We start from the raw sequence: 25,427 nt of genomic DNA on the forward strand, positions 1-25,427 counted from the left end.
GAACAGCTGCTCGTAAAATGTGCAAACGAACCGGGGTGGAAGATAAATCACTTAAATTTAAACAAATAATCTCTACACTGAGGTAAAGACAATAAGAAAAGGAGGCAAGTATGGCAGTACAAAGATTGGAAGCTAAACAGCTGTATTCTGTAGCTGAGTTAGAGAATATGCCATGTAAGTCGACCAAGGAATTACCTCCGATTGACGAAATTGTTGGACAAGAGCGCGCACAAAAAGCGGTTGAGTTTGCTATGTCAATCAAGGAGAAAGGGTACAACATCTACGCCATAGGTCAGAATGGTCTAGGTAAGCGCACGATGATCCTGCGCTATTTAAACCGTCATCAACATGATGCTGCGGCACTGTTTGATTGGTGTTACGTTGCGAACTTTGAAGATACGCGTATACCGAAAGTGCTTAAGCTGCCTTGTGGCATTGGTAATAAGCTGAAAGTGGATATCGAAAAGCTGATGGGCAAATTGCTTAACGCATTGCCACTCGCCTTCGATAACGAGATGTACTATAGCCGTGCCGATCGCCTAAAAAACCAATTGGCGAATAAGCAGCAATCAGAGTTAGACAGTATCAGTAAAGAAGCCAAAGAGAAGGGCATTAGTCTAACGATTACGGCACAAGGCGACTACCAATTTGTGGCGATGAACGGTGAAGATCTGCACACCGAAGAATCTTTTGATGAGCTAAGTAAGAAAGAACAAGAGTATTTCGGCAGCAGCATTGATGAATTGGAAATCAGCCTGCGCAACATGGTTCGCGAGTTGACCGAGTGGGAAGACACGTTCAGTGAGAAGATCAAAAAGCTCAACGATGACGTGACTCTGGATGTGATCACCCATTTCATTAAGCAATTGAAATTGGATTATGCAGAGTACCCAGAAATCAAAACGTACCTGACCGATCTGCAAAAAGACATTGTTGAAAATGCAGAGATCTTCTTGGAGCAGAGTGGAGAGCAAGGTGAGATCGCAACAGCATCTTTAGATAAGAAGCTTCCACGCCGCTACAAAGTAAACGTGTTGGTGAGTCGTAAAGATTGTGATTTCCCTATTGTGGTGGAAGAAAACCCAAACTATCACTCACTGTTTGGCTCAATTGAAACGGCGACGTTCAAAGGTACCGTGTTCACGGACTTTTCTTTGATTCGAGCTGGTAGCTTACACAAAGCGAACGGTGGTGTGCTGCTGATGGATGCACAAAAGGTGCTGGAGCAACCTTATGTGTGGGATGGGTTGAAGCGCGCATTGCGTTCTCGCCAATTGAGCTTCACTTCGCTAGAGAAAGAGGTGACGTTGACTGGGGCGGTTTCGCTCGATCCTGAACCGATTCCATTGGATATCAAGATCATCTTGTTTGGTGATTACCGCACTTACCAATTGCTACAACACTACGATCCAGAATTTGGTGAACTATTCCGTGTTACGGCTGATTTCGAAGATGAGATGAAGCGTACACCGGATTCAGAACTACAATATGCACGCTTTATTTCAAGCGTGGTGAACGACAATAATATGCTGCATTGCGATAAGAAAGCCATCGCACGCATCATTGAATACAGCTCTCGTTTGTCTGGTGACCAGACGAAGATTTCACTGCACTCTGCCAACATTGCAAACCTATTACGTGAGTCTAACTACGTGGCTCGCCAAGCGAACTCCAATATGATTCGTATCGGACATGTAGAAGAGGCGCTGAGTAATCAGGAAATGCGAGTGAGTCGTTTGCAAGACAGCGTGATGGAAACCTTTGTCAACGGCACGACTTTGATCCATACCGAAGGTTCTGCGGTAGGGCAGGTAAATGCATTGTCAGTGCTGAGCACCAGCGATCACATGTTCGGTGCACCTAACCGAATTACAGCGACCACTTGTTACGGTGATGGCGACGTGATTGATATCGAGCGAAGCGTTGATCTTGGCGGCAGCATTCACTCGAAAGGTGTGATGATTCTGTCGGCTTATCTATCGTCTGTATTTGGTAAGACGGCACGTGTTCCACTGACAACCACGATTACTTTCGAGCAATCATATGGTGGTGTTGACGGTGACAGTGCGAGTATGGCGGAGTTCTGTGCGGTAGTATCGGCATTCTCGAAGCAGCCAAACCGTCAGGACATTGCTATCACAGGTTCGATGAACCAATTTGGTGAAGCACAGCCTATCGGTGGGGTAAATGAGAAGATCGAAGGTTTCTACGATGTGTGCGAAATTAAAGGTCGTCACGATGGACAAGGGGTGATTATTCCGCGCTCAAACGTACATAACCTGATGCTTCGTTCTGACATTGTTAAAGCGGTAGAGAAAGGGGACTTTCATATCTGGGCAATCGACCATGTTACTGAGGCTGTTGAGCTGTTCACTGGCAAAGCGGCGGGCGAAGCAACAGATGAAGGCACATACCCAATCGATACTATTTTTGGTTTGGCACAAGCTAAGCTCAATGCGTTGAGAAAATAGGCGCTTATTAACATAAAAATTGATAGAAAATCGTACAAATTTTCATAACTTGTCATAACGACAATATCCCGTCGCACTTGACGGGATATTGTCGATAAAGTTATGAAATTGATGGCTTTTCGTTCTGGACAAAAGTGTGATCTACCTCTAGTATTTGCCTCCTTGTTTATTCGTCTGGGAATAATCCCATCGCAAGGAAGCCAACACTCAAATACCTGAGGTTACTCATGCAGCTATCACTGAAAAACTTGTCGGTACGTACGCAAGTTTTGGTTCCAGTTTTATTCACCGCGATCACTCTGTTTATTACATTGTGGATCACTCAAAACAACCTAGAAGCAGAGCAAGAATTGGTTGCTTCTAACTCCGATTCTCTTGTGTTCTATAAAGACACATTAGCGAAAATCGATGACCAAGTTTACCCATTGCGCATAAGCGCGGTTTACGCGATCTACGATGCTTCTCGTCGTGATGCATTCCTTGCCGATCTAAAGTCAGGCGCGAAAGCGATTGATATCGATCTTGATCTTGTTGATGAGCGCGGCACGTTCAGTAAAGAAGCGCAAAAAGTACGTCAAAGCATCGATGCATACATTGATTACTCAACACGTGCTGTAGAGTTCTTCAACCGTCATGATCGTGGTCTGGTTTCTGATAGCGAATACACAAACTTCATCTCAGGTTACCGCCGTGTTGGTAACGAAATGGTGGCAACCATCAACGCACTATCACAACGTGTGAATGAGATTGCGACTGAAGCAACTGCAGCAAGCGCTCGTGAGCATACTCGCGTACAAAACAACGCAATGATCTCTGTGATTGCGGTATTTGCGTTCTCTTTGCTGGGTGCTTGGTTCCTATCTGGCATGATTGTTACGCCAATCCAAAAACTGCAAGAAGTGATGCGTAAGCTAGCAGGTGGTGACCTGTCAGTGCGTGCAGACATTGATGGCGACAACGAAATTTCTCAGCTAAGCAAAGACGTAAACCAAACAGCGAAACAGCTTCACGATACGGTTGATCAATTGATGCGCATCAGTGAAGAAGTGGCATCTGCTTCAACAGAACTTGCAGCGGTAATGACGCAAGCTGAAGCGAATGCACAACAAGAATTGGCTGAAATCGAGCAAGTTGCATCAGCGGTTAACGAGCTAGCAAGCACAGCAAACAATGTGAGTGATAACGCGACATCTGCAGATGCGACTGCGCGTGAAGCTGATGGTCTAGCACAGTCTGGCTTGTCGATCTTCCAAGAGAGCGCTCAAGCAAGCGAGCAGATGTCTCAAGCACTGAACGATGCAGCACAAGTGGTATTGCGCCTAAAAGAGCAGTCTGTTCAAATCAACGATGTGATTGAAGTGATTCGTGGCGTATCTGAGCAAACTAACCTTCTCGCACTGAACGCAGCGATCGAAGCTGCACGTGCTGGTGAATCTGGTCGTGGTTTTGCTGTCGTAGCAGACGAAGTTCGTATGCTGGCAGCGCGCACTCAAGACTCAACGCAAGAAATCTCATCAATTATTGAAGAGCTCCAAGCGCAGTCTGGTCTTGCAAACGACAGCATGCAGGTGAGCCTAGAAATGCTTAACCGCAATAACGAGCTGACACAACAAGCGAACGATGCGTTGATTGGCATTACAGAGTCTGTTGCAAACATTAACGATTCAAACACGCAAGTGGCGACTGCCGCAGAAGAGCAATCTCAAGTAACTCAAGACATCAACCGTAACGTGGTTAACATGTCTGAACTGGTAAACCAAAACGTAGCAGGCATCAGCCAAAGCGCGAGCGCAAGTACAGAGCTTTCTCACCTTGCCGAGAAACAGAAAGAGCAATTGAGCTTCTTTAAACTATAAGCAATCCGCGCCAATTGATATTACGAGAATCCCTAAGCGAAGGCTTGGGGATTTTTTTATCCATAATTCCAGCATTTTATTGAGCTTGCTTATCAATACGATAAACATAATTTGTTGGCTGAAAGTTACTGATATCTATAACATTCCCGCCCATTTTACAAAACTTGACGTGCCCTCACGTCTTTTATTTTTTCTATTGGTTCGGAAATGCAGAAATTATTAAAAAACCTGTCAGTCAGAATGCAGGTACTTTTGCCAGTTTTGGCAACGGCGTTAGCAGTGGTTATTGCTCTGTGGTTCACACGTAATGAGCTGCAAGTAGAGTTAAAACGCAGTACGGAGAATAGCGAGTCTGTCATTCTGTACAAAGACCTATTGTCAGAAATCGACAACTTGGTTTATCCCCTTCGAATTAACGGCATTTACGCCATGTACATCCCTGAGCGTCGTACAAATTACATCAATGAGCTCAACAACATCGCAAAAGAGATAGACAATAAGGTAAGTCAAATTGGTGCGAACCCAGCTTACCATTCGCAAACTAACGATGTGCGTGAGAAAGTAAGCGCATATATCGAGCAAGCACATCGAGTGATTGATGCTGTGACAAAATACGATCAAGGTTTACTCAGCGCAGATCAGCGTGAGGAGATGATCACTCAATACCGCCGTGCAGGTAACGACATGGTGACAGTAATGAATGCGTTGTCTAAGCGTGTTAATGAAGTTGCTGCAGAAAGCATGGCAGAAAGTGAACGTCAAAACCTACGTGTGCAAGACAATGCGACGTTCACGGTTCTGTCAGTGTTTGCCCTAACGCTTATCGGTGCATGGTTACTGTCTGGCAAGATAGTGACACCAATCATCAATCTACAAGGTGTGATGCGTCAGCTTGCCCAGGGTAATCTGAACGTGCGTGCGGAAGCGGATGGTGAAAACGAAATGGCGAAACTAAGCCAAGATGTAAACCTAACCGCAGAACAATTGCGTAGCACCGTAGATCAATTGATGCGTATCAGTGAAGAGGTTGCTTCGGCGTCAACCGAACTGGCTGCTGTGATGACTCAAGCAGAAGCTAACGCGCAACAAGAGTTGATCGAGATTGAACAAGTCGCGTCGGCAGTCAATGAATTGGCAAGTACCGCAGACAATGTAAGCAGTAATGCAACAGCAGCAGACTCCACGGCACGTGAAGCTGATGGCTTGGCGAAGTCGGGTTTGTCCATTTTCAAAGAGAGTGCACACGCTAGTGAACAGATGTCAGAAGCACTGAACGACGCAGCTCAGGTGGTTCAGCGTCTTCAAACTCAGTCTGAGCAAATCAGCAACGTGGTTGAGGTGATTCGCGGTGTATCAGAACAAACGAATTTGTTAGCGCTGAATGCTGCGATTGAAGCCGCTCGTGCAGGTGAATCCGGACGTGGTTTTGCGGTCGTAGCGGATGAGGTTCGTATGCTGGCTGCTCGCACTCAGAAATCAACACAAGAGATCCAATCCATCATTGAAGAACTGCAAGCGCAATCGGGTTTGGCGAATGACAGCATGCAAGTGAGCTTAGATATGTTGTCTCGCAACAACGAGTTGGCTCATCAAGCGAACCAAGCGTTGGTGGGAATTACAGAGTCTGTTGCAGACATCAACGACTCAAATACACAAGTTGCAACGGCGGCAGAACAACAATCTCAGGTGACTCAAGACATCAACCGTAATGTGGTCAATATGTCTGAACTGGTCAACCAGAACGTTGCTGGTATTAGCCAAAGTGCAAGTGCAAGCAGCGAGCTGTCTAAATTGGCGGAAAAGCAAAAAGAGCAATTAAGCTTCTTCAAATTGTAATTTGAGCAGAAAAGCAAAAGGCACCGACTATCGGTGCCTTTTTGTTTTGGGTGCTGAGGAGGGTTATCCCTTCAGCTTCAGTTTCGTGCCATCAAATTTAAGATGGCTCAATAGGTTCTTTGCATTTGCTTTGCCGAAGTCATCAAACTCCATGCCATATCGCGCATAATGTGTGGATTTCTGTAAGTTGCAGATTCGCCCTTTGAGTGGTGCGAGCATACGCCCATTCCCGGGCATCGCGATATCCAACGTGACAAGATCACCAACTTGAAGTGTTCGGCTCATCGGTGAAGTCACAAAGCGACAACCGCTTTTTGATAGATCTCGAATTTCGCACTCTGCACGGAATTGTTCAAACTGGAGTCGAGAGCGTAAGTTCACTTCATATCGCACTTCTTTTCTCAATTGGTAGACCTGCATGGTATTTGGCAAGCCTAAAACTAAGAGTGGATATGGGTCTCCAAGGCGATGTTGAAGTTGTGCTCGAAAAGGAATAACAGCGCCTTCACCACGGTGTGAATAAGCTTTCACGTTAATCCAAAATCCCTCTTGAAAATAAAACTTTAAATCGTCATCGGAGATATTTGGGATCTCAATTAGCGCGGTATTGTTGGAATGACAGCCCATAAAGGTGCTGGTGGTGATGAACTTAGTCCCCACGGGCGTCGTAACATTCAATGTCACTTCACTACCGTGCTCCACCATTGCCATTGCATCAGTGCTGTTTAATGTTGTTGCCTGACGTTCAGGTGCATTTTTGCTTGGCTGAGACGAACGATTGTCCCTTGCACTCGTCATCATATTTCTCATTATTATTGTCGTACCTAATGTGAGAAGACGTTTCGCGCTATGTTATGGTAATACTAAATTACTAGACTATTGCGTGGATATCATTCTATGCAGTCGCATAGCGAGTTTCAATAAAGCACAAGTGAAAAGTGGGGCACGGATAATGCAGAAAGTGACACAAGACACAACAAGCCAAATTTTTTGGGTCGATTTGGAGGAAAACCACAAAGCGAAAGTGGTTTATAAGCTCGATGGGCAAGAGATGCATATCATTTCAACGCTTATTCCTGAAGAAGTAAGAGGGAAGGGGTATGGCAAAGTGATGATGGAAGCTGTTTTACCAGAGATCGAAGCGCAAGGTTATCGCATTGTACCCGTTTGCCCATACGTGATTAAATACATGGCAACGCACCCTGAATGGGCACATTTACTCGCATAATGGAGCCAATGAATAATCCGCTTTATCAGAACATCGGTGACGAGTTAGCGCTTGGCACTTTAGAGCACATCGATGTGATTCAATCTTTATGGGGCGGTTATGGGGAGTTAGTTCGACTGACTTTTCCAGACCGTTCCGTTATCGTAAAACACGTCAAATTACCAAGACCGTCACAACATCCGAGAGGGTGGAATACAGACCGCTCGCATCAACGTAAACTGCATTCTTATCAAGTTGAAGTGAGTTGGTATCAGCACTTCAGCCAACCTGTTGATGAACGTTGTCGAATTCCACAAGGATTGAAGTGCTTTCAGAATGAAACAGAGTGGTTGATTGTGATGGAAGATCTGGCTCTGGCGGGGTATCCAAACGTCGTCAAAGACGCGACCAAAGGTCAGTTAAAAGCTTGCTTGACGTGGTTAGCCAACTTTCATGCGCGCCATATTGGGGTTCGCCATGATGAACTTTGGCAAACCGGAACCTACTGGCATTTGCAAACGCGACCGGATGAATTGGTTGCGTTACAAGATAATAGGCTCAAGCAACGCGCGGAGAGCATTGACCAAACGTTGCGTCAGGCTCGGTTTCAAACCTTAGTGCATGGTGATGCCAAGCTGGCAAACTTTTGCTTTAACGAACAAGGCTCAGCGGCGGCAGCGGTAGACTTCCAGTACGTGGGGCATGGCTGTGCGATGAAAGATGTTGCGTTGTTTATGAGCAGTGCAATCGAGCCGAGTCAGTGTACTGAGATGGAGTCTTGGGTGTTAGATAACTATTTTTCTGCGTTAACGAATGCGCTGAATCACTACCAGCCCGACCTTGATAACAACGTCGTCGAGCAAGAATGGCGACCATTGTTCGCACTTGCTTGGGCTGATTTTCAACGATTTGTGAAAGGATGGAGTCCAGAGCACTGGAAAATTAATCCCTATACGGAATCACTCACCAAACGCGCCCTCGATGAGCTCGATTTAGGTTCTCACCAGTAAATAAAAACTCCCAGGAAATGGCTGCGTTATACCCAAGCACCTTTAGGTTACTTGGGTATTGGTGCTTTGGGAGGTTTATCGTTAGTGTTGGTTAGTTTTTCGGTTTTTTGATGCGAGCCATACTGTAAGTATTTATAAACTCACCATCACGAAAAGATGCATCGACAAACTCGCCTTCTATCTCGAAGCCATGTTTTTTGTACAAGCCAATGGCTGCCTCATTGTCTGAGTTTACTTCAATATGTATGCGTCTTACATTCAACCAATTATCCGCCAACTCGGTGACTGTGCTGATCAATGCGCTGCCAACCCCTAAACCGTGGTACTTATCATGAACACCAATACCAAATGATGCGGTATGTGATGTTCTTGGACGCTGTGAGTGATGAAAGCCTATATTTCCGACTACTTTGCCATCGATCTCTGCGACATAGCTATACACACCTGCTGGTATCTTCGATAACCGTTCGACCCACATAGCGATAGATGGCTTAGGGAGTTGCAGGGTTTCACGTTGTGCTTTTGGTTGTGAATAAATTTCGACTAGCGCAGCAGCGTCTTCAACAGTGGTTGGACGAACGATAATTTCCATGCTTCTCTCCTTTGTAGTTTTTTGGAATTAACTTCAATCTAACGAGAGAATTCTGTTTTGAATAGCATTTTTTGAACTTTATAGGCTAAATCGCTTTTAATTTAGTGGGTTATCGAGTGCTTATCTCAACTTTTTATAGTGAATTATCATTGAAAACACCAATGAGAGTGATTTTGTGTTGAATTTTTATACTAAAGAACTTCACCTTTATGGGGAATAATGGTGAAGTTGCATACCCAAGTAACCTTGAGATGCTTGGTTCCGCGAGAATGACTTGGTTTGTAGATGCGGCGGCGATTTAAAGGTCTAGTGGGTCTAAATCAAGAATCAACAACAAAGTATATAAGCCAAGGCCCTTACTATTTGCAAAGAGTGCCCTTAGGGAGGGGGTCATTGACTCGATCTCTGCTTCAAACAACTTGGAAAGAGCTCGCCGTTCCAAGTTGTTTTCCTTGACCTCGAATCAATGACAACGCTCTGAGTCCAGCATCTTGAAGTTGCTTGGGTATATTGATCGAAATAAAGCCATTTCACCAAAATGTGAACTGGGTATCTGCAACGAGTTGATTTTAATCAAGGCAGGTTGGAGTTACCTCTTATGGGGTATGGGGAGACCGCCTTTTTAACGCTATTTATGCTTAACTTATTTAAGAGCAATTAGAGCGTAGTTGAGGAATATAATAATGAAATCCTCTCAATCAAAAGTCTCGCAAAGTCGGCGACGATTCCTGCGTGACACCGCACGCACTGCGGCTGGTGTTGGTGCTGCGGCTTGTGTTCTTGGCTTGCAGTCAATGCAAAGCCAAGCGCGAGAAACCAAAGGCGTACCGATTCGACCTCCTGGCGCGTTACCTGAAGGTGAATTTGAATCGGCTTGCATCCGTTGCGGGTTGTGCGTTCAAGCATGCCCTTACGACACGTTAAAGCTTGCTAGTTTACTGTCTCCTGTCGCAACTGGTTCTCCTTACTTCACTGCGCGTGATATTCCATGCGAAATGTGCGAAGACATCCCTTGCGTCGTCGCTTGCCCAAGCGGGGCGTTAGACCATGATTTAACGGACATTGACGATGCAAGAATGGGAACGGCTGTGCTTATTGACCATGAAACCTGCCTCAACTGGCAAGGTTTGCGCTGTGATGTTTGCTACCGCGTATGCCCGCTGATTGATGAAGCGATAACGCTAGAAAACATCCGAAATGATCGAACGGGTTATCACGCTAAATTGATTCCAACGGTTAATTCTGATGTGTGCACTGGTTGTGGTAAGTGTGAGCAAGCATGTGTGCTAGATGTTGCGGCGATTAAAGTTGTTCCAACAGATTTAGCCAAGGGCAAAGTTGGTAGTCACTACAATTTTGGCTGGCAAGAAATCGACAAGCCGCTCGAAAACGTATTGCCTGAAGAAACACCTGTGCCTAGTGGTGCTCTAGAGTCGCTTAAAGGAGGTCAGTGATGGCCAAGAATTTAGCGCAAGATGCTGGCAAAGAAGCTGTCGAGAAGCTTGGCTGGTGGCAAGCGCATCGTTTTCTTATTGTACGCCGATTGTGCCAATTGACGATCATTGCTCTGTTTATGGCCGGTCCCACATGGGGCATTCTGCAAGGTAACTTATCTTCGAGTATGTTGCTTAATACAGTGCCGTTAAGCGATCCTCTGATTGTTCTCCAATCGCTGGCGACAGGTCATATCCCAGAGTTTAATGCTCTGCTAGGGGTTGTGATTGTCTTAGTTTTTTACGCGATTCTTGCCCCGAGAGCGTTTTGTGCTTGGGTGTGCCCTTTGAACATTGTCACAGACTTTGCGGCGTGGTTGCGCAGAAAGCTTAACCTTAAAGCGAGCTACCGTTGGTCGCCGAACATCCGTTATTGGTTGATCCCTGCTCTAATGCTTGGCAGTGCGATATCAGGTTCTGTACTTTGGACATGGTTGGACCCCGTCGCCGCCCTTCATCGAGGCTTAGTCTTTGGCATGGGTGCTGGATGGGTATTGATACTACTTGTGTTTGTGCTGGATTTACTCTTGGTTGAGCATGGTTGGTGTGGTCACTTGTGCCCTCTGGGAGCAACGTATGGCGTAATTGGTAGTAAGAGTTTGTTGCGAGTGACGGCTGTTCGTCGAGAAGATTGTACCAAATGCATGGACTGTTTTTATGTATGTCCTGAACCAGATATTTTGCGCCAACCCCTCAAAGAAGGTGACCGACGAGTCATGGATCAAACTTGTATGAGCTGCGGTCGATGCTTAGATGTGTGCCCTGAAAAAGTGTTTGAATTCCAAAACCGACTCAAGGTGAAGAACATTGATTAGTGGTCCAGTTAAACTGATGCTAGGGAAGGTGGACCACTAAAAGAAGTGAAATCACTCCGGATTCTGGAGTGATTTCAGGCGTGTTTTTTCAATATTGATGATACCAGGATTACCGACACGCACCGTTTGCAACAGATGCTTAATCCACATTGGTAGCGATGGTGAGAGACGATAATGAATCCAAAGCCCATGGCGTGTGTCTTTTAAAAACGTGGTATCACGCAGTAATGCCAAGTGGCGAGATACCTTTGGTTGGCTTTCATTTAGTGCATTTTTAAGATCAGTCACTGTCAGATCTTGCTCATCTTCCAGCAACATCAAAATTTTCAGACGCAAGGGATCGCTCATCAGTTTGAAGAAACTGCTTGGGTCCACATGACTGGTGTTTTCTTCGCTATTTAACAACAAAAACAAGCTAATACGTTCGACCAACTCTTTTGCCGTATTCTGGAATGGTTGAATACCATCAAGCGGTTTTGGGTCGGTAAGATTCCAGTGTAGCTGGTCGATATCTTGTTCGAAGATGACACATTCGTCTTTTGCGTTATCGCACAGCGTGATAACGAAATCGTAGTGATTGTCTTCGACTTCTGCGTAATCTTTTGAGCGTAAACCTTCGCCACTCATTCCGTGGCTTTGTAATACCTCAAATACTCTTTCATCGACCTCACTAGGATGAAGACCTGCGCTGTCCGCATGAAACAACTCCCCCGCCATGTGATTGAAAATTGCCTCGGCAAGTTGCGAGCGCGCGGAGTTACCTGTGCAAAGGAACAAAACTTGTTTTTTCATCATATCAAATTAGGAATTGCAGAGACTTACGTCAAAATGAACGTTGATTGGCACAGTATAACCCTGCCGGTGTGTAACAAGAAGCACGTATCTTTCCTTTATCTCATCACCTATCTCATCATCACGATGTTGCGGTTCAATGTTGGTGTCTAGAAATACGGAATAATTTTGTAAAATATACTTTAAAAATAGTCACATAAAATCGTTTGATAAACGAGGAGATGAATCTGCTTCTTAAGCTAACATGATGAAATAAAAAAGAAAGCCAAGCAAACGAGGAAATAATAATGATATTGCGAATTTGTTACATTTGGCGGTATGATGGCGGCTTCATATTCTAAGGACACATCATGAGCACGTCACCGAAAAGCTGGAGAACACCACAAAACTTTCTTCTGCTGATTTCTATTATCGTTCCTATCGCCTTCTCGACTTGGATGGCGCTGTTAAATAACTTTGTCATTGAAAAAGCTAACTTTGATGGCGCAGATATCGGGTTACTACAGAGCGTGCGAGAAATCCCTGGCTTTCTAGCCTTTACCGTCGTATTTGTATTGCTGTTTATTCGTGAGCAGCGCTTTATGTTGGTGTCGTTGGCAATGCTGACGTTAGGGACGGCAATAACAGGTTACTTCCCATCTTTATTTGGACTTCTTTTTACTACCCTGTTGATGTCAACGGGCTTCCACTACTTTGAAACGTTAAAGCAATCTTTGTCGCTGCAGTGGCTCTCTAAAGAAGAGGCGCCAGAGATGCTGGGTAAATTCATCTCGGTTGGTGCGTTGGCTTCACTCTTTACTTACGGTGCGATTTGGGTGCTGTTAGAGCAACTTAAGTTCGATTTCAAAACCGTTTACCTACTTGCTGGGGGGATTGGTTTTGTCTTGATTATCGTGATGGCGTTTGCTTTCCCTGAGTTTAAAACCGAAGTACCACAAAATAAGAAGCTGGTTTTACGTAAGCGTTACTGGTTGTATTACGCTCTGACTTTTATGAGCGGGGCGCGTCGCCAAATTTTCACCGTATTTGCTGGCTTTTTGATGGTAGAGAAGTTCGGTTATTCGGCTGCGGACATTACGTTACTTTTCCTTATTAACTACGTCTTTAACTTTTTGTTTGCTAAACGTATTGGACGTTTTATCGGCGCTGTTGGTGAGCGTAAGGCTTTGATGTTCGAATACGTTGGTTTGATTTTTGTTTTTGTTGGCTATGGTTTGGTTCAAACAGCGGAATGGGCAGCTGCGCTTTACGTTATTGATCATCTGTTCTTCGCGTTAGCATTGGCGATCAAAACGTATTTTCAAAAGATTGCCGATCCTGCCGATATGGCTTCAACTGCCGGCGTGGCGTTTACGATTAACCACATTGCAGCTGTCGTCATCCCAGTTACTTTCGGGGTGATTTGGTTGGTATCGCCATCAAGCGTATTTTATATAGGCGCAGGCATGGCGGCGGTGAGCCTGTTGCTTTCGTTGAACATCCCAGCCAAGCCGCAAGAGGGTAATGAAACACGCGTGTTGAGATGGAACTGAGTTAGTGCTCACTTCTCAATAAATGAGATGTTAGATACAAGAATGGGATGCTGCGGCATCCCATTTTTTATTGTTAGTGTTGCGGTATTACAGCGGATACCAGAACAGTTGAGCGTCTAATACTCGTTTAGCGATTGCTGCCGCAACAATAACAGCGATGCCCGCCATACACAGCATGTCTGCTTTAGTTAGCGGTTTTAAGCTATACCAAGTGCGAGATGAGTGACGACCAAAACCACGTAATGTCATTGCGTTGGAGATTTGGTCTGCGCGATCTAGGCTAGAGAAAATCAACGGTCCCAGAATCTTGGCGACATTCTTCATTCGAGTAAACAACGGTGCTTTCTTACTAAGTTCTACGCCACGAGCTTGTTGTGCATGCATGATATTTACAAAGTCTTTCTTCACCTCAGGTAAGTATCGTAAGGTCAAACTGACGGCATAAGCGATTTTGTAAGGCACTCCCAAACGGTTCAAACTTGCCGCAAACTCAGTAGGATGTGTCGTAAACACAAACACCAAAGCGATAGGGAACATACTGAAGTATTTCAGCGTTACCGTTAAAAGGTAAAACAAGGTTTCCTGAGTCAGGGAGTAGTTACCTGGCAATGAGAATAAAACGGTCGTTGACCCCATGTACTCAGTGCCTTGTTGTGGGGCTAATGCAAACATAAACAATGCGTTGATAAGCAATACACTACCTGTACCAATTAACAATGGCTTGTATACGTGAAATGGCACCTTAGTCATTTTGAGCAGGGCAAGACCGACAATGATCAATAATGCGATGATGCGTAAATCGAATGTCGTCAGCACTACTGTCACCCAAGCGATAAACATCAAGAACTTAGTGATGCCATTCAGCTTGTGCAGTGGCGACTGTGTATCAATATAGTTGATACCAAACTTCATTTTGTTGTCTTTCATGCCACTACTTTCTCAATGTTTTCTCTTGCTTGAACGGTAATCTCAGCTTCGGTTTTGTTTGCACGCCTCGCTTTCTCTACATCGATAAAGTGCTGCATAAAGCCGTTCGTATTCTCAATATTCAACTTAGTTGCGAGTTCATACAAACTGGTGGTCGTTAAGTTTGCTTGATCTAACAGTGCAGGGTCGCTGAAAACCGCCGTCATCGGCGCGTCAGCAATGAGTTTGCTGTCGGCAATCACGATGGAACGAGTGGTGTACTCCAAGACTAAATGCATGTCATGAGAGATTATCATCACGGTGATGTCGAGTTCTCTGTTGAGTTTCTCGATAAAGCTCAGCATCGATGTGTAGTTGCGGTAATCTTGGCCAGCTGTAGGCTCATCAAGAATCAATAGCTCAGGTTCTAGCACCAAAATAGAAGCAATGGTTACGCGTTTTTTCTGACCGTAGCTAAGAGCTTCAATTGGCCAATGACGGTATTTACTGAGACCGCATAACTCTAAGACTTCGAGTACTTTCGCTTCGACTTGTTTTTCTTCAACACCACGGTTGCGCAGTCCAAATGCCACTTCATCAAAAATCATGTGATGTGAAATCATATGATTTGGGTTTTGCATGACTACGCCAACCTTTTGGCTGCGTTCGAAGATGGAGAGTTCACTAAGGTCTTGACCATTTAGCGACATCGAGCCTTGATCAGCTTCGATAACGCCCATCACCAACTTTGTTATCGTCGATTTACCAGAACCATTTTTTCCCAAAACAGAAACGAACTCGCCACGTTTAACATCAAAGCTGACGTTTTCGAGGGCATTTTTCTCGCCGTCATAAGAATAGGTTAAGTTACGCACTTCTAGCAGTGAGTCGAGTGGGGCGGCTATTGAAGTCTCTTGTGAAGTGTTAAACCAAGAATCGACAGCTGCTTGGTACTGAGCCAGTGGCAACGTATCTAGGCTTGATGGTTTCGCGTCACCTTCAATCGCGCAGCCCGCTTCTTTCAATGCAGAAAGATACAGAGGTTCACGAATGCCATATTCTTCCAGCAATGGGGACGCCAAAATTGCATCAGGTGTTGTATCGGCGATGATCTCACCACTTTCCATCAAAATAACGCGATCGACAGAACGGTGCAGCACATCCTCAAGACGATGCTCGATAATGATGATGGTTTTCCCTGTTTCACGGTGCAAGTCATCGATGATTTCAATGGTCTTTTTACCGGTTTTCGGGTCGAGTGCCGCTAGAGGCTCGTCAAACAGTAGGATATCGACATCGTCCACCAAAATACCAGCCAAAGAAACACGCTGCTTCTGACCACCAGATAGATCATGAGGGGAGCGGTTTAGCATTTGTTCTAGGTCGACCATTTTCGCCGTTGCTTTGACTAACGGGTACATGTCGATGTTAGAAGTGAGCTGGTTTTCTAGTGCAAACGCGATGTCTTCGCCGATGCTTAACCCAACAAATTGGCTATCTGTATCTTGTAAAACGGTGCCAACTTGCTCGGTGTATTGGTGCATGTCAAAAGGGGTTGTGTCTTGACCATTGATGGTCAGTTTGCCACTGTTCTCCCCTTTGATTGCGTGTGGGATTAGTCCGTTAAGACATTGGCCAAGGGTAGATTTACCACTACCACTTGGACCGATAATGACGATTTTCTCTCCTTTCTCTATCCTTAGATTGATATTTTTTAGCGTCGGTTTGTCCAGCGACTCATATCTAAAAGAGAAGTTAGAAAATTCGATTGTCATTCGACATTAAGCCTCTGTTAAGTTGCGGCTTTGCTTGTTACGTTTTGCGACAGACTTAAGAATGAAGAAGCCCACAATAGCAATAAGAATGGTGTTACCAGCTGCAATGATAGATAGCTGAGTAAATACCTTAGTGAACGGTTCTGCGTACAAGATGGTGTCTAGGAAGGCTGAGCAACCGTAACCAAATACGTTACCCAATAGAGCAAGTACCACGAACAACACAAAGTCTTTCATATTGAAATCGCCTTTCTCCAAGCGGTTACGCGTCAGAGAAGGGAAAAGACCGATAATTAAACCGACAATACCTGAACCAAGTACCCAAGTAAGCCATACCCCCCAACCTGCGAACAGGTCAGTGACCCAGTGGCCAATAAAGCCAACCAAGAAGCCCACAAGAGGACCGAATAGTACTGAGAACAATGCTAATACCGCCATTGCTGGTTTTAGCGTCGTGTTTGCAAATACTGGAATACCGAACATTGGCAGACCACCGATGCCGTACAATGCAGCACCGATTGCAATAACCACAACGGTTTTAGCGGAAAGATTCATAGATAACCTCAGTTCAATTGTCGATTTTAAAGAACGTTCACTTGCTTTTTTGTATAGCGCTGATTGTGTAACAAAGTTAAGAAACAACCAAGCTGCTTATTGTTTGCTCTGTTTTTCTTCAAGAAATGTGTGATTGGATTCACGCACTCTATTGACTGGCTTAGTTTTTCAGCAAGCATCAAAAATAAGGCGCGCATTATACAGAATATTGATAAAAGTGGGAATGCTATCTGTCTGGATGGCTAGAATGAAATCAAGGGCTAACTGTCAGCCCCTGATTACACTTTTGAATGCGATTTTTATCGATAAATTAATGGTCTAAGTATAGGTAGTTTTGCCAGCTCTTCATTCGAATGAGAACCTTACGCATGATGGAGACATGAGTGAAGCTGTCAGAATAAACGGCAACCTCTACCGCCGTACCCATAGGCAGGTGATATTCAGCAAGGTCATCGGTAATTTTCAGCGTCACGAATACACGACCGCTGGTACGCAACGCCTCTGTACCAAGCAGGGAGCCACGAGCTTGGAATTGGCTTTCGCCGATGGCTGGCAATACATCAACAACCTCACCTTTAAAGACTTTGCCCGGTAGCGCGCGGAACATAAATTCCGCTTCAAATCCCGGTTCTAAACGCTGTAGTGAGTTTTGGCGAAACGCAGCGGTATAGAGTTTATCTTCGGTATGAACAAAGGTCATCACTGGAGCAAGAGGCAATGGTACTGCCATAACACCAGGACGCAGTGCGAGCTGGGTAACATAGCCATCAGTAGGAGCTGTAACGACGGTCTGTTCTAGGTTGAACTCTGCTTGGCGAAGTTCTGCAAGCAATGAAGCGACTTGGGTGTTTTCACCACCCACTTCAGAATCCAGCGCGATTTGCGCTTGTTGTTGCTTAGATTGTGCGACTTCCAATGCGGCTTGTGCGGCTTTGTATGCTTGGCGTCGAGTATCCAATTGCTGCTCAGTGAATGCTCCGCGATCAAAACCGCGTTGATAACGGTCAAATTCTCGCTGTGCTTTGTCACGCTCGGCAAGCGCTTTGATAACCGCTGCTTCCGCTTCTTGCACGCCAGACTCAAGCCCAAGTGCACCTTGGCTTGCCTCTTTCACTTTTGCACGTAACTTATCGACTTCTGCTTGGAATGGAATCGGGTCGATACGGAAAAGAACGTCGCCTTTTTGTAGAGGTTGGTTTGGTTGTACAGGCACTTCAATGACGCGCCCACGAACGCCTGACACCACTGGTGTGGTAGAGAATACTTGATTACCAATTTGTGTGAACGGGTGGTTATAGTTCATCAACAAGATTAGTGTGCCGACCAATACAACGCCGCCAAGCACTGCGGTTGGCACTGTCCATTTGTTAAGTGGAATGTTAAAGATTTTGAAAATGGCGATACATAATGCGGCGTAAGTCAGAACCAGTAGTAAATCCATTATTGCTCCTCCTTACCTTGTTCTTTTTGTGCAGGAACACTTTGTGCAGGTTTTTGACCTTTGAGTGTTGAGACTTCTTTTTTCAATTCATTGACTTCGTCAATTAGCTCTTCGAGGCGATGATGGATATCATGCGTTTCTTGCTCAAGTTGTTTGAAACCCCATCCGCGTTCTTTGCGCCATAAGGTTGCCCAGATCCACAGAAATGGCCAAAGAGCATGAAGTGTGAAAAGACTGACCCAGCCTGCATAGTGAATGGCGTCTTGATGAGGGTGTTCACGTTCCTTCGCTATTTCATAAGGAATATCGTGAATGACAATGATCCCGTAGAAGATAACCAGAGCAACGAAAATGAGTAACCCAAGTGCAAAATAGTCTAGAAACATCTTACTTCCCTGTGCTTGTTGCTAAATAGAAAAACTTACGTAAATTAACTGTTTAAGTATTTGATAGAACAATAGGTGGATCAAGTAATTTATAATTTGATACACAGTTATTGAGAGATACGGCATGGAATACGAAGGAGTGAGTAGTGCATTATTCTGGTGAACTTGCCGCGATAAGTGCAGCCATCGTTTGGGCGGTTGCGACTTGGATTTACAGCCAATTCAGCCACCGATTTTCAGCAATGCAGTTGAACATAGTAAAAGGTGTGATCGCCTCAATGATGATGGTGGTCGTTATTCCTTTTCTACCTCAAGGTATACCTGCGTACATTGAGCCGTTACATCTCGCGGTGTTGGCAATTTCTGGTGTGATTGGTATTGCTGTTGGTGACAGTGCCTATTTTGCTGCATTAAAGCGCATTGGTCCGAACAAAACATTACTCTTAGAATCCCTTGCACCGCCTTTATCCGGCGTGCTTGCCATGGTTTTTCTTGGGTCTGAACTCACACTACAAAGTTGGCTGGGCGTGGTAGTGACCACGGTTGCGGTTACGTTTGTGGTATTTCAACCATCAACCTCGGGAGCGGCAACAAACTGGAGCGGTATCGGATTTGGGTTACTCGCGAGTGTGTGCCAAGCCTCAGGTGTGGTGATCTCTCACTATGCGTTGGTTGCGGGCGATCTTCCACCGCTGCTCGGTGCTCTCATTCGTCTTAGTATTGGCGTGTTGGCAGTGTGTTTGGTGGTGAAAATTGTCGAACCGGCGCCGTTTAGCAGCATTAAACAGCACCTAAAAGCAATGGGCAACAAAGCGTTAGTTTGGCTGTTGTTGGCAATTTTCGTGGGGACATTTCTGGCATTATGGTTACAACAAATCGCGTTGAAATACGCTAACCCCGCCATTGCTCAGACGTTAATTGCAACCAGCCCACTGTTTATTTTGGTGATTTATGCTCTGCGAGGAGAAAAGGTCGGCGTGAAGAGTATGCTTGGTACATTAGTCGCACTTGGCGGTATTTCTTTGTTTTTTCTTTAAGCTTGTCATTCGGCTTATAAAAATGCCCCAGTTGTTGCTGGGGCGTTTTTATAGTTCAGTGCAGACTTGGTTTCGGCCATTGGCTTTGGCGCGGTATAGGGCTTTGTCGGCGCGATAGAAGGTACGTTGCGTATTCTCTCCCTCCCGATGCAAAGTAATGCCTATCGACACGGTCAGACCGCGTTCACCAAGAATCTCATGCCACCCAAATTGGTAAATACGTTCTCGGTAGTTTTCTGCGTGCATTTCAGCCTTAGCGACTTCGGTGTTTTCAAGAATAACCAAGAACTCTTCTCCACCGAAGCGCACACACGATGAACCGCGGAACTTGAAGTAACCTGAGAGTTCTTTCGACACATTGACGATCGCCTTGTCACCAACAAGGTGGCTGAGTTCGTCATTAATCGATTTGAAGTGGTCAATGTCGATCACCATAAGTGCAAATGGCGTGTCGTGCAGCAGCAGATCTTTTAGTTTCACTTCCAACCAACGTCGGTTATGTAAAGAAGTCAGCGGATCGGTGAATACATCTTGTTGAAGCTGAGCTACGGTATTTTTGTGTTGCTTGGTGGTCTCTTTGAGTTCTTTGTTTTCAATCTCAGACAGAATGAGTTTTAGTTGCAGCTCAAAGCGAGTGAGGCGGCGCAACTGTGCTGGTCCCAACTCACTAATCGGAATATGTTTGACTAAGTCAGACTCAACTCGAAAAGCTTTCTTCTCGTAGTTTAACGCTTCTTTGAACAAGCCTTGCGACGCGCATACTTGGCTCATTGCATTGTAGAATCGGTTCGCAATAAGTGGTGAGGAGTGCTCATTAATGCGTTTGCCCGTTGATGCCAGCAGCAAGTTCGCTAAAGATTGATGACCGACCTCATTTAAGCAGTAAGCCGTTTCAATTTTTACCATGGTTGAGAGCCAGTAAGTATGTTGCTTGCCTGTCGCATACTGGATTTGCGAAATCGCAAGTAAGGCTTGTTCATATTCCTTTTGGAGACGATATAACTTCGCGCGATATAAATGAATTTGCCCAGTTAAGTTCTTATCACTTACTAGGATACTCAGTTCTTCGCATTCACTTAGTAGCTCGGTTGCTGCGCCGATGCGTTGCAGGCTGATGTAGCACGCTAGCATGTAGAGTTTGTAACGCAGTCTTAGTGAACGGCTACCGATTGCATGGTCAATCGCGTCGATTTTCTGGTAATAACGCAGGGCACGATTATGATCCCCATACGCATCACAAAGATTGCCCATACCAATGATGGCGAGAACATATTCATCGATATAGCCGTACTCAACGGCGATGTTGGTTGAGGCGATGTATTCGGTCAGTGCTGCGTTATAGTCCCCTTTTTCTACCAAGCGATCACTTAGACTCGCTTTTACCGATAGGATATCTTCTACATCCTCTGGGAGTTTTAGTAGATCAAGCGCGAGACGTAGCTCTTCAATACTCTCGGTTAACTGTTTAATCTTGCTACGATATTCAGCACTAATGATGTAGCAATGCGCTTTTTCTTTGTTGGTCGAGGCGATATGAAGGCGAATGTGCTCCCACAGAATCAATGCCTCTTCACCGGCGACAGAAGAGGGATCCATTCCCGCATCAGTGACCTTACTAAGCAGTTGTTCCATTCTTCAATACCTCAATATGGCTTTCTTCCAACTGCTCTAAGGTGAACGGGAAGGTTAGGATGTCCTGTAGATAAAGTGTCGGTTTTGGACCATCAAGACCACGACGCTTCCAAGGATAGATGTCTAACATCGAACACACGGTTTGATACAGATCTTCTGCCGCTTGGTCTTTTTCTGCGATAAGCATGGCTAAGCGATCGCTGCTTAGGCGGGAAATTAAATCACTGGAAGTGGTCAATGAGTGAACCAGTTCGGTACAAATATCGAGAAATGCGGGCTCAGCGTGGCGGATCATGATGATCGCATGATTAGAGCGTTTTAATTCGGTCTTAAATAGAACCAGTTGTTCCCACCAGTAAGTTTCTGATACTACATTTGAGAACTGCTTTTCTGGGTCATATTCATGTTGAGCACGGATACGATTGATGAGCTTGCGTGCTCGCTGTTCTAACTGGCGTTTTGAGCCTCGTGCTTTGTCCATGCTGACTCGATGCGTTTGCTCTTTCAGCATTTTGAGTGCGTGTTTGCGGTATTTCTGAAACGCTTGGAAAGCACCTTGATAGTCACCTTGCTCTTCCGCTACGCGCGATTGTTGGAAACAAATTTGACTGAGCAATTCGCCGTTATCAAACGCGAGGGCGGATTGTTCTGCTGATTGCAGTAGCTCAGATGCACTTTCGGTATTTTTACGTAGTAATTCGAGTCTTGCTCGGCTGATGAAAGAATGCGCTTTCATCCACGTAAGATCTTGTTCAATTGCGAGCTGGTGGGCTTTTTGAGTAGCTTCTTCCGCTGCGTCTAAACGTTCTAAACCCAGTAGAGCGAGACCTTTGAAATCCCAGATTTCTGCGTGCCAAGTGCTGTCTTCGTGATCTCGAAGTACTTCGGTCGCACCGTCGAGCACTGTTAGCATTTCGACAAAGTTATTCAGCAGGTAGTAATCCCAAGCAAGCAGGATTCTGGCTTTCCCTTCTAGCCAAGCTATGCGAACGTTGTTTGCCACTTTTACCGCGAGCTCATGGGTTGAGGCGGCAAGTTTGTGTTCATTGGTGATTCGCCAAACATTACCAAGACCAATCAAAGCTTCGATTTGAATCTCGATATCGTCGACTAGCGCAGACTGCTCTAGGGCATTAATCCAGTATTGCTGAGCAGAGTAGTACTTAGCTTGTCCCCAGTATTGTAGGGCAAATAAGTGAAGTATTTCAGGTAAGTGGTCGTCAGTGTCGAGTTGAATTTGAAGGTTATAGGCGTCTTTAACCAGCTTTAAGCCGTGTCGATAATCCATGCTACACCAGCAGGCATGGGACATAACAATAAGCGCACGAATCTCACCGTCAACAAACAGAATTTGTTCTGCGCGTATCCGGCATTGTTCTGCAATTCGAAATGCGCGCTCAGGATCAGTTTTTATCTGACCTTCAAGCGCAGTTAGCTCAGTTTCGAGCTGAATTTGGCTTTTATCCAACGTTCACATCCATGACTATAGAACTGGAATTTACACCTAAAAACAAGTGGTTAGATGCGTTTATCATTTCGGCGTGGAAAATCGCCACACCAATAAGGGATCGGATACTGTAATGTATACCGTGTTCAGCGCTTACTTACCACTTCTAAATGAGTAAACTGTTAAATAGTCATGACAACAATTGTTTGATCGTTAGTGGTGCGTCGGTGACTTTCAGTCTCTGAGCGGCAGTGAGTCCTTGCTTATCCTGATAGCACAAATTATGCCAAGCTCTGAATATATCTAAAAGAGGCAATATACCAGCAGGTCTTAATTTGCGACGTGGCTCGTTGATGAAGCTCTCAAACAGCAGTTGGAAACGGTTTTGATAGAATTGGATGTGGCGAGTTGTTGCTACATTGAACCAAGCTTCAGGTTCATTTTTATCACCAGCTAGATAACAAATACCTTTGTTACATTCGTATTGACTAGAAATCGCCCAGCGATCTCGCCACCAACTCATATAAGCGATATCTACCTTACCAAACGGGGCATTCATATCCCAAATTGCGTCTTCTTCTACGTACATAAGATCGACGTTTTTCTCTTGAATACGAGACAAACAGACGCTCAACGCCGCTGAGCGGAGCAGGGGATCTTGTGGCATGTAGATCGATACGCGCTTCTCTGGGCAACACATATCCAATACATGAAGATAGTGTGCGTACGAGGTATAAGGTGGACGAATTAAGGCACCTTTAGACGGATAGTGGAAAACAGAGAGATTTCCCATTGGATCTTCGACGTTACCACGGGCCAAAATCGTTTGGTATTTCTGATCGATGCGCTCACGCAGCTTTTTTGATGGCTCTGGTGGTGGTTCACTTGCTTCAGCGGTGTATTCTTGTGATACAAAGCGAGAGACTTCATCGTATGGGTTGTGATCCAAGGACGCCACTGGCTCATCATCAGATGAATAGTTCACATGCTGACAAAGAATGTAGCCCGAATGTGCCTCACCAGAAGCAATCCAATACACGCCATTATTACTATGGGGTTGCAATGCAACGTAGCTAGAAGCGAGCTCATAATGCTGCGCGTGGTTTACCCAGCGTGCATCAATGGTTGCAAGCTTACGGCGGCAACGACTAGCAATGTGATCAACATGATCGTAAAAGGTTTTTGGATTGATGCTCAGTTTACGGCAGATTTCTCGGACGGAATATCCCGTGAACAGCAAGCCCATCAAGTTCTCTTGAAATTGAAGCTTTTTGTTGGCACCAGACCATTTATCGACAAAAGTACTTTGACACACTTTACAGCGGTAACGTTGGCGATCGCCACTGTAACCAAAAGCGTGATAGAGGTGTTTATGAGTGTGGACAGAAAGTCCGAAGTTGTCGCAGTCATCATTGCGACAAGCAGGTAGTCCATCACTGTGGACGTGTCTCAAACGATGAAGTTCGTTGACCACATCGCGGTTGTTAAGTAAGGGGGGGAAAGCTCCACATTCACGGCACACCATCGCCGGACGTTTAGGGTTAGCATGCTGCAAGACGTAACGCTTTGCATCACTCAATCCAAAGTTGTCACACGCCAATGTTTTACAAAAGTTGAGTTGTAACCCATCTGCGTCCTTTGGCAGTTCGCCGTTAGACACAATCGCCCCCTCGGGATAATTCAGGCAGCCGGTCAGGCTCCGGCTGCAAATTACTACTTAAGTATTTCTTAGATGTTGATTGCAGTTTCTAGAGCAACTTTCATCATGTCGTTGAACGACTTTTGACGCTCTTCAGAGCTTAGTTTTTCACCACGGATGATGTGATCAGAAACTGTCAGGATAGTTAGAGCTTTCGCGCCTAGGTCTGCAGCTACGCCGTAGATACCTGCCGCTTCCATATCTACACCTAGGATGCCTAGTTTTTCCATCTTCTCAAAGATGTCAGCTTCTGGTGTGTAGAATAGGTCTGCAGAGAATACGTTACCTACTTTAACTGGTACTTCTTGAGCACGCGCTTGGTTAACCGCTTCTTCTAGAAGACCGTAATCAGCGATTGCTGCGAAATCGTGGTTGTTGAAACGGATACGGTTAACTTTAGAGTCTGTAGAAGCACCCATACCGATAACAACGTCCATTAGTTTCACGTCGTCACGTACTGCGCCACAGCTACCTACGCGGATAACGTTTTTCACGCCGTATTCAGCGATTAGCTCGTGTACGTAGATACAGCAAGATGGGATACCCATACCGTGACCCATAACAGACACTTTCTTACCTTTGTATGTGCCAGTAAAGCCGAACATGTTGCGAACGTCACAAACTTGTTTCACATCTTCTAGGAAAGTTTCTGCGATGTATTTTGCACGCAACGGGTCGCCTGGCATTAGTACTGTTTCAGCGAAATCACCTGGTTGTGCGTTGATGTGTGGGGTTGCCATAAGTGCTCTCCAAAGTTTTGTTCAGGTAAAACGCATCAATTATAGAATGCTATTACCAATTCTGTTGAACTTGTTCGTTTTCGTTGAGGCAATAATATCGGGACAGGGTAAGGGGGCATGAGAGTTGAGTCACAAAATGGTCGGTTTTATTGTTTAAATAATCTGTTGATAACTAAATCTGTTGAAAGCAAAAAGGCAATCGATT

Annotated in this window: 21 protein-coding genes; 9 read left to right on the top strand and 12 right to left on the bottom strand. The window is 45.2% G+C overall.

Annotated features, from left to right (window positions below):
- Positions 1-110 precede the first annotated feature (110 nt).
- From OH459_RS13450 to OH459_RS13460, 3 genes are all read left to right on the top strand, one after another.
- Entirely contained in the window at positions 111-2,471 is a 2,361-nt protein-coding gene (locus tag OH459_RS13450) for a Lon protease family protein (RefSeq protein ID WP_017189598.1), read from the top strand.
- Positions 2,472-2,698: 227 nt separating this feature from the next.
- On the top strand, positions 2,699-4,327 hold the full coding sequence (locus OH459_RS13455) for a methyl-accepting chemotaxis protein (protein WP_005452908.1): 1,629 nt from the start codon (positions 2,699-2,701) through the stop codon (positions 4,325-4,327).
- Positions 4,328-4,534: 207 nt separating this feature from the next.
- Positions 4,535-6,163: a methyl-accepting chemotaxis protein gene (locus tag OH459_RS13460; RefSeq protein ID WP_005452906.1), complete on the top strand. Its 1,629-nt coding sequence runs from the start codon at positions 4,535-4,537 to the stop codon at positions 6,161-6,163.
- Between the two features lie 63 nt (positions 6,164-6,226).
- Here OH459_RS13460 and OH459_RS13465 read toward each other — a convergent pair whose 3' ends face one another.
- Positions 6,227-6,973 (bottom strand): flagellar brake protein, encoded by a 747-nt coding sequence (locus OH459_RS13465; protein ID WP_017189597.1) that lies wholly within the window; start codon positions 6,971-6,973, stop codon positions 6,227-6,229.
- A 142-nt stretch (positions 6,974-7,115) separates the two neighbouring features.
- Between OH459_RS13465 and OH459_RS13470 the strand changes: the two genes are divergently transcribed.
- Both OH459_RS13470 and OH459_RS13475 read left to right on the top strand, forming a co-directional pair.
- Positions 7,116-7,391, top strand: a complete 276-nt coding sequence (locus OH459_RS13470; protein WP_009701951.1) for a GNAT family N-acetyltransferase — start codon at positions 7,116-7,118, stop codon at positions 7,389-7,391.
- Positions 7,391-8,380 (top strand): phosphotransferase, encoded by a 990-nt coding sequence (locus tag OH459_RS13475; RefSeq protein WP_009697885.1) that lies wholly within the window; start codon positions 7,391-7,393, stop codon positions 8,378-8,380. Before OH459_RS13470 ends, OH459_RS13475 begins: the two co-directional genes overlap by 1 nt.
- A 91-nt stretch (positions 8,381-8,471) precedes the next feature.
- Here OH459_RS13475 and OH459_RS13480 read toward each other — a convergent pair whose 3' ends face one another.
- Positions 8,472-8,972, bottom strand: a complete 501-nt coding sequence (locus OH459_RS13480; protein ID WP_017818499.1) for a GNAT family N-acetyltransferase — start codon at positions 8,970-8,972, stop codon at positions 8,472-8,474.
- 683 nt (positions 8,973-9,655) lie between these two features.
- Here OH459_RS13480 and napG point away from each other — a divergent pair.
- Together napG and napH are read left to right on the top strand one after the other, a co-directional pair.
- Positions 9,656-10,426 (top strand): ferredoxin-type protein NapG, encoded by a 771-nt coding sequence (gene napG / locus OH459_RS13485; RefSeq protein ID WP_005452896.1) that lies wholly within the window; start codon positions 9,656-9,658, stop codon positions 10,424-10,426.
- Positions 10,426-11,280 (top strand): quinol dehydrogenase ferredoxin subunit NapH, encoded by an 855-nt coding sequence (gene napH / locus OH459_RS13490; protein WP_017818501.1) that lies wholly within the window; start codon positions 10,426-10,428, stop codon positions 11,278-11,280. Before napG ends, napH begins: the two co-directional genes overlap by 1 nt.
- 51 nt (positions 11,281-11,331) lie before the next feature.
- Here the strand turns inward: napH and OH459_RS13495 are convergent, their stop codons facing one another.
- Positions 11,332-12,075 (bottom strand): metalloregulator ArsR/SmtB family transcription factor, encoded by a 744-nt coding sequence (locus tag OH459_RS13495; protein ID WP_050938160.1) that lies wholly within the window; start codon positions 12,073-12,075, stop codon positions 11,332-11,334.
- A gap of 347 nt (positions 12,076-12,422) precedes the next feature.
- Here OH459_RS13495 and OH459_RS13500 point away from each other — a divergent pair, with 347 nt between their 5' ends.
- The gene (locus OH459_RS13500; RefSeq protein ID WP_009697882.1) at positions 12,423-13,604 is read left to right on the top strand and encodes an MFS transporter; all 1,182 of its coding nucleotides are present in this window, start codon (positions 12,423-12,425) and stop codon (positions 13,602-13,604) included.
- Positions 13,605-13,691: 87 nt separating this feature from the next.
- Here OH459_RS13500 and OH459_RS13505 read toward each other — a convergent pair whose 3' ends face one another.
- The 5 genes from OH459_RS13505 to OH459_RS13525 form a co-directional block, all read right to left on the bottom strand.
- Positions 13,692-14,531, bottom strand: coding sequence for an energy-coupling factor transporter transmembrane component T family protein (locus OH459_RS13505; protein WP_017818504.1), 840 nt, complete (start codon positions 14,529-14,531; stop codon positions 13,692-13,694).
- Entirely contained in the window at positions 14,528-16,285 is a 1,758-nt protein-coding gene (locus OH459_RS13510) for an ABC transporter ATP-binding protein (RefSeq protein WP_269987146.1), read from the bottom strand. The genes OH459_RS13505 and OH459_RS13510 overlap by 4 nt, the downstream gene beginning before the upstream one ends.
- A 6-nt stretch (positions 16,286-16,291) precedes the next feature.
- Entirely contained in the window at positions 16,292-16,840 is a 549-nt protein-coding gene (locus OH459_RS13515) for an ECF-type riboflavin transporter substrate-binding protein (RefSeq protein WP_005452889.1), read from the bottom strand.
- Between the two features lie 310 nt (positions 16,841-17,150).
- Positions 17,151-18,281, bottom strand: a complete 1,131-nt coding sequence (locus tag OH459_RS13520; RefSeq protein WP_005452888.1) for an HlyD family secretion protein — start codon at positions 18,279-18,281, stop codon at positions 17,151-17,153.
- Positions 18,281-18,667 carry a DUF3302 domain-containing protein gene (locus tag OH459_RS13525; protein ID WP_009697879.1) on the bottom strand — a complete coding sequence of 129 codons (387 nt, stop codon included), beginning with the start codon at positions 18,665-18,667 and terminating at the stop codon, positions 18,281-18,283. The genes OH459_RS13520 and OH459_RS13525 overlap by 1 nt, the downstream gene beginning before the upstream one ends.
- 146 nt (positions 18,668-18,813) lie before the next feature.
- Between OH459_RS13525 and OH459_RS13530 the strand changes: the two genes are divergently transcribed.
- Positions 18,814-19,704, top strand: a complete 891-nt coding sequence (locus tag OH459_RS13530; RefSeq protein ID WP_009697878.1) for a DMT family transporter — start codon at positions 18,814-18,816, stop codon at positions 19,702-19,704.
- A gap of 48 nt (positions 19,705-19,752) precedes the next feature.
- Here OH459_RS13530 and OH459_RS13535 read toward each other — a convergent pair whose 3' ends face one another.
- From OH459_RS13535 to deoD, 4 genes are all read right to left on the bottom strand, one after another.
- The gene (locus OH459_RS13535) at positions 19,753-21,336 is read right to left on the bottom strand and encodes a GGDEF domain-containing protein (RefSeq protein WP_017818508.1); all 1,584 of its coding nucleotides are present in this window, start codon (positions 21,334-21,336) and stop codon (positions 19,753-19,755) included.
- Positions 21,320-22,804, bottom strand: a complete 1,485-nt coding sequence (locus OH459_RS13540) for a hypothetical protein (protein ID WP_017818509.1) — start codon at positions 22,802-22,804, stop codon at positions 21,320-21,322. Before OH459_RS13540 ends, OH459_RS13535 begins: the two co-directional genes overlap by 17 nt.
- 169 nt (positions 22,805-22,973) lie before the next feature.
- A complete protein-coding gene (locus OH459_RS13545; RefSeq protein WP_005452883.1) occupies positions 22,974-24,443 on the bottom strand; it encodes a hypothetical protein in 1,470 nt (489 codons plus the stop codon).
- A gap of 68 nt (positions 24,444-24,511) precedes the next feature.
- The gene (gene deoD, locus OH459_RS13550) at positions 24,512-25,222 is read right to left on the bottom strand and encodes a purine-nucleoside phosphorylase (protein WP_005375140.1); all 711 of its coding nucleotides are present in this window, start codon (positions 25,220-25,222) and stop codon (positions 24,512-24,514) included.
- Positions 25,223-25,427 lie beyond the last annotated feature (205 nt).

It is taken from the genome of Vibrio sp. MM46, from assembly GCF_027587135.1.
GTDB lineage: Bacteria > Pseudomonadota > Gammaproteobacteria > Enterobacterales > Vibrionaceae > Vibrio > Vibrio harveyi.

Excerpts from the sequence above, each read along its gene's own strand:
- napG (WP_005452896.1), top strand. The coding sequence starts at position 9,656 with ATGAAATCCTCTCAATCAAAAGTCTCGCAAAGTCGGCGACGATTCCTG.
- OH459_RS13535 (WP_017818508.1), bottom strand. The coding sequence starts at position 21,336 with ATGGAACAACTGCTTAGTAAGGTCACTGATGCGGGAATGGATCCCTCT.
- OH459_RS13470 (WP_009701951.1), top strand. The coding sequence starts at position 7,116 with ATGCAGAAAGTGACACAAGACACAACAAGCCAAATTTTTTGGGTCGAT.
- napH (WP_017818501.1), top strand. The coding sequence starts at position 10,426 with ATGGCCAAGAATTTAGCGCAAGATGCTGGCAAAGAAGCTGTCGAGAAG.
- OH459_RS13475 (WP_009697885.1), top strand. The coding sequence starts at position 7,391 with ATGGAGCCAATGAATAATCCGCTTTATCAGAACATCGGTGACGAGTTA.
- OH459_RS13455 (WP_005452908.1), top strand. The coding sequence starts at position 2,699 with ATGCAGCTATCACTGAAAAACTTGTCGGTACGTACGCAAGTTTTGGTT.
- OH459_RS13450 (WP_017189598.1), top strand. The coding sequence starts at position 111 with ATGGCAGTACAAAGATTGGAAGCTAAACAGCTGTATTCTGTAGCTGAG.
- OH459_RS13495 (WP_050938160.1), bottom strand. The coding sequence starts at position 12,075 with ATGATGAAAAAACAAGTTTTGTTCCTTTGCACAGGTAACTCCGCGCGC.
- OH459_RS13525 (WP_009697879.1), bottom strand. The coding sequence starts at position 18,667 with ATGTTTCTAGACTATTTTGCACTTGGGTTACTCATTTTCGTTGCTCTG.
- OH459_RS13515 (WP_005452889.1), bottom strand. The coding sequence starts at position 16,840 with ATGAATCTTTCCGCTAAAACCGTTGTGGTTATTGCAATCGGTGCTGCA.
- deoD (WP_005375140.1), bottom strand. The coding sequence starts at position 25,222 with ATGGCAACCCCACACATCAACGCACAACCAGGTGATTTCGCTGAAACA.
- OH459_RS13465 (WP_017189597.1), bottom strand. The coding sequence starts at position 6,973 with ATGAGAAATATGATGACGAGTGCAAGGGACAATCGTTCGTCTCAGCCA.
- OH459_RS13460 (WP_005452906.1), top strand. The coding sequence starts at position 4,535 with ATGCAGAAATTATTAAAAAACCTGTCAGTCAGAATGCAGGTACTTTTG.
- OH459_RS13505 (WP_017818504.1), bottom strand. The coding sequence starts at position 14,531 with ATGAAAGACAACAAAATGAAGTTTGGTATCAACTATATTGATACACAG.
- OH459_RS13520 (WP_005452888.1), bottom strand. The coding sequence starts at position 18,281 with ATGGATTTACTACTGGTTCTGACTTACGCCGCATTATGTATCGCCATT.
- OH459_RS13480 (WP_017818499.1), bottom strand. The coding sequence starts at position 8,972 with ATGGAAATTATCGTTCGTCCAACCACTGTTGAAGACGCTGCTGCGCTA.
- OH459_RS13500 (WP_009697882.1), top strand. The coding sequence starts at position 12,423 with ATGAGCACGTCACCGAAAAGCTGGAGAACACCACAAAACTTTCTTCTG.
- OH459_RS13510 (WP_269987146.1), bottom strand. The coding sequence starts at position 16,285 with ATGACAATCGAATTTTCTAACTTCTCTTTTAGATATGAGTCGCTGGAC.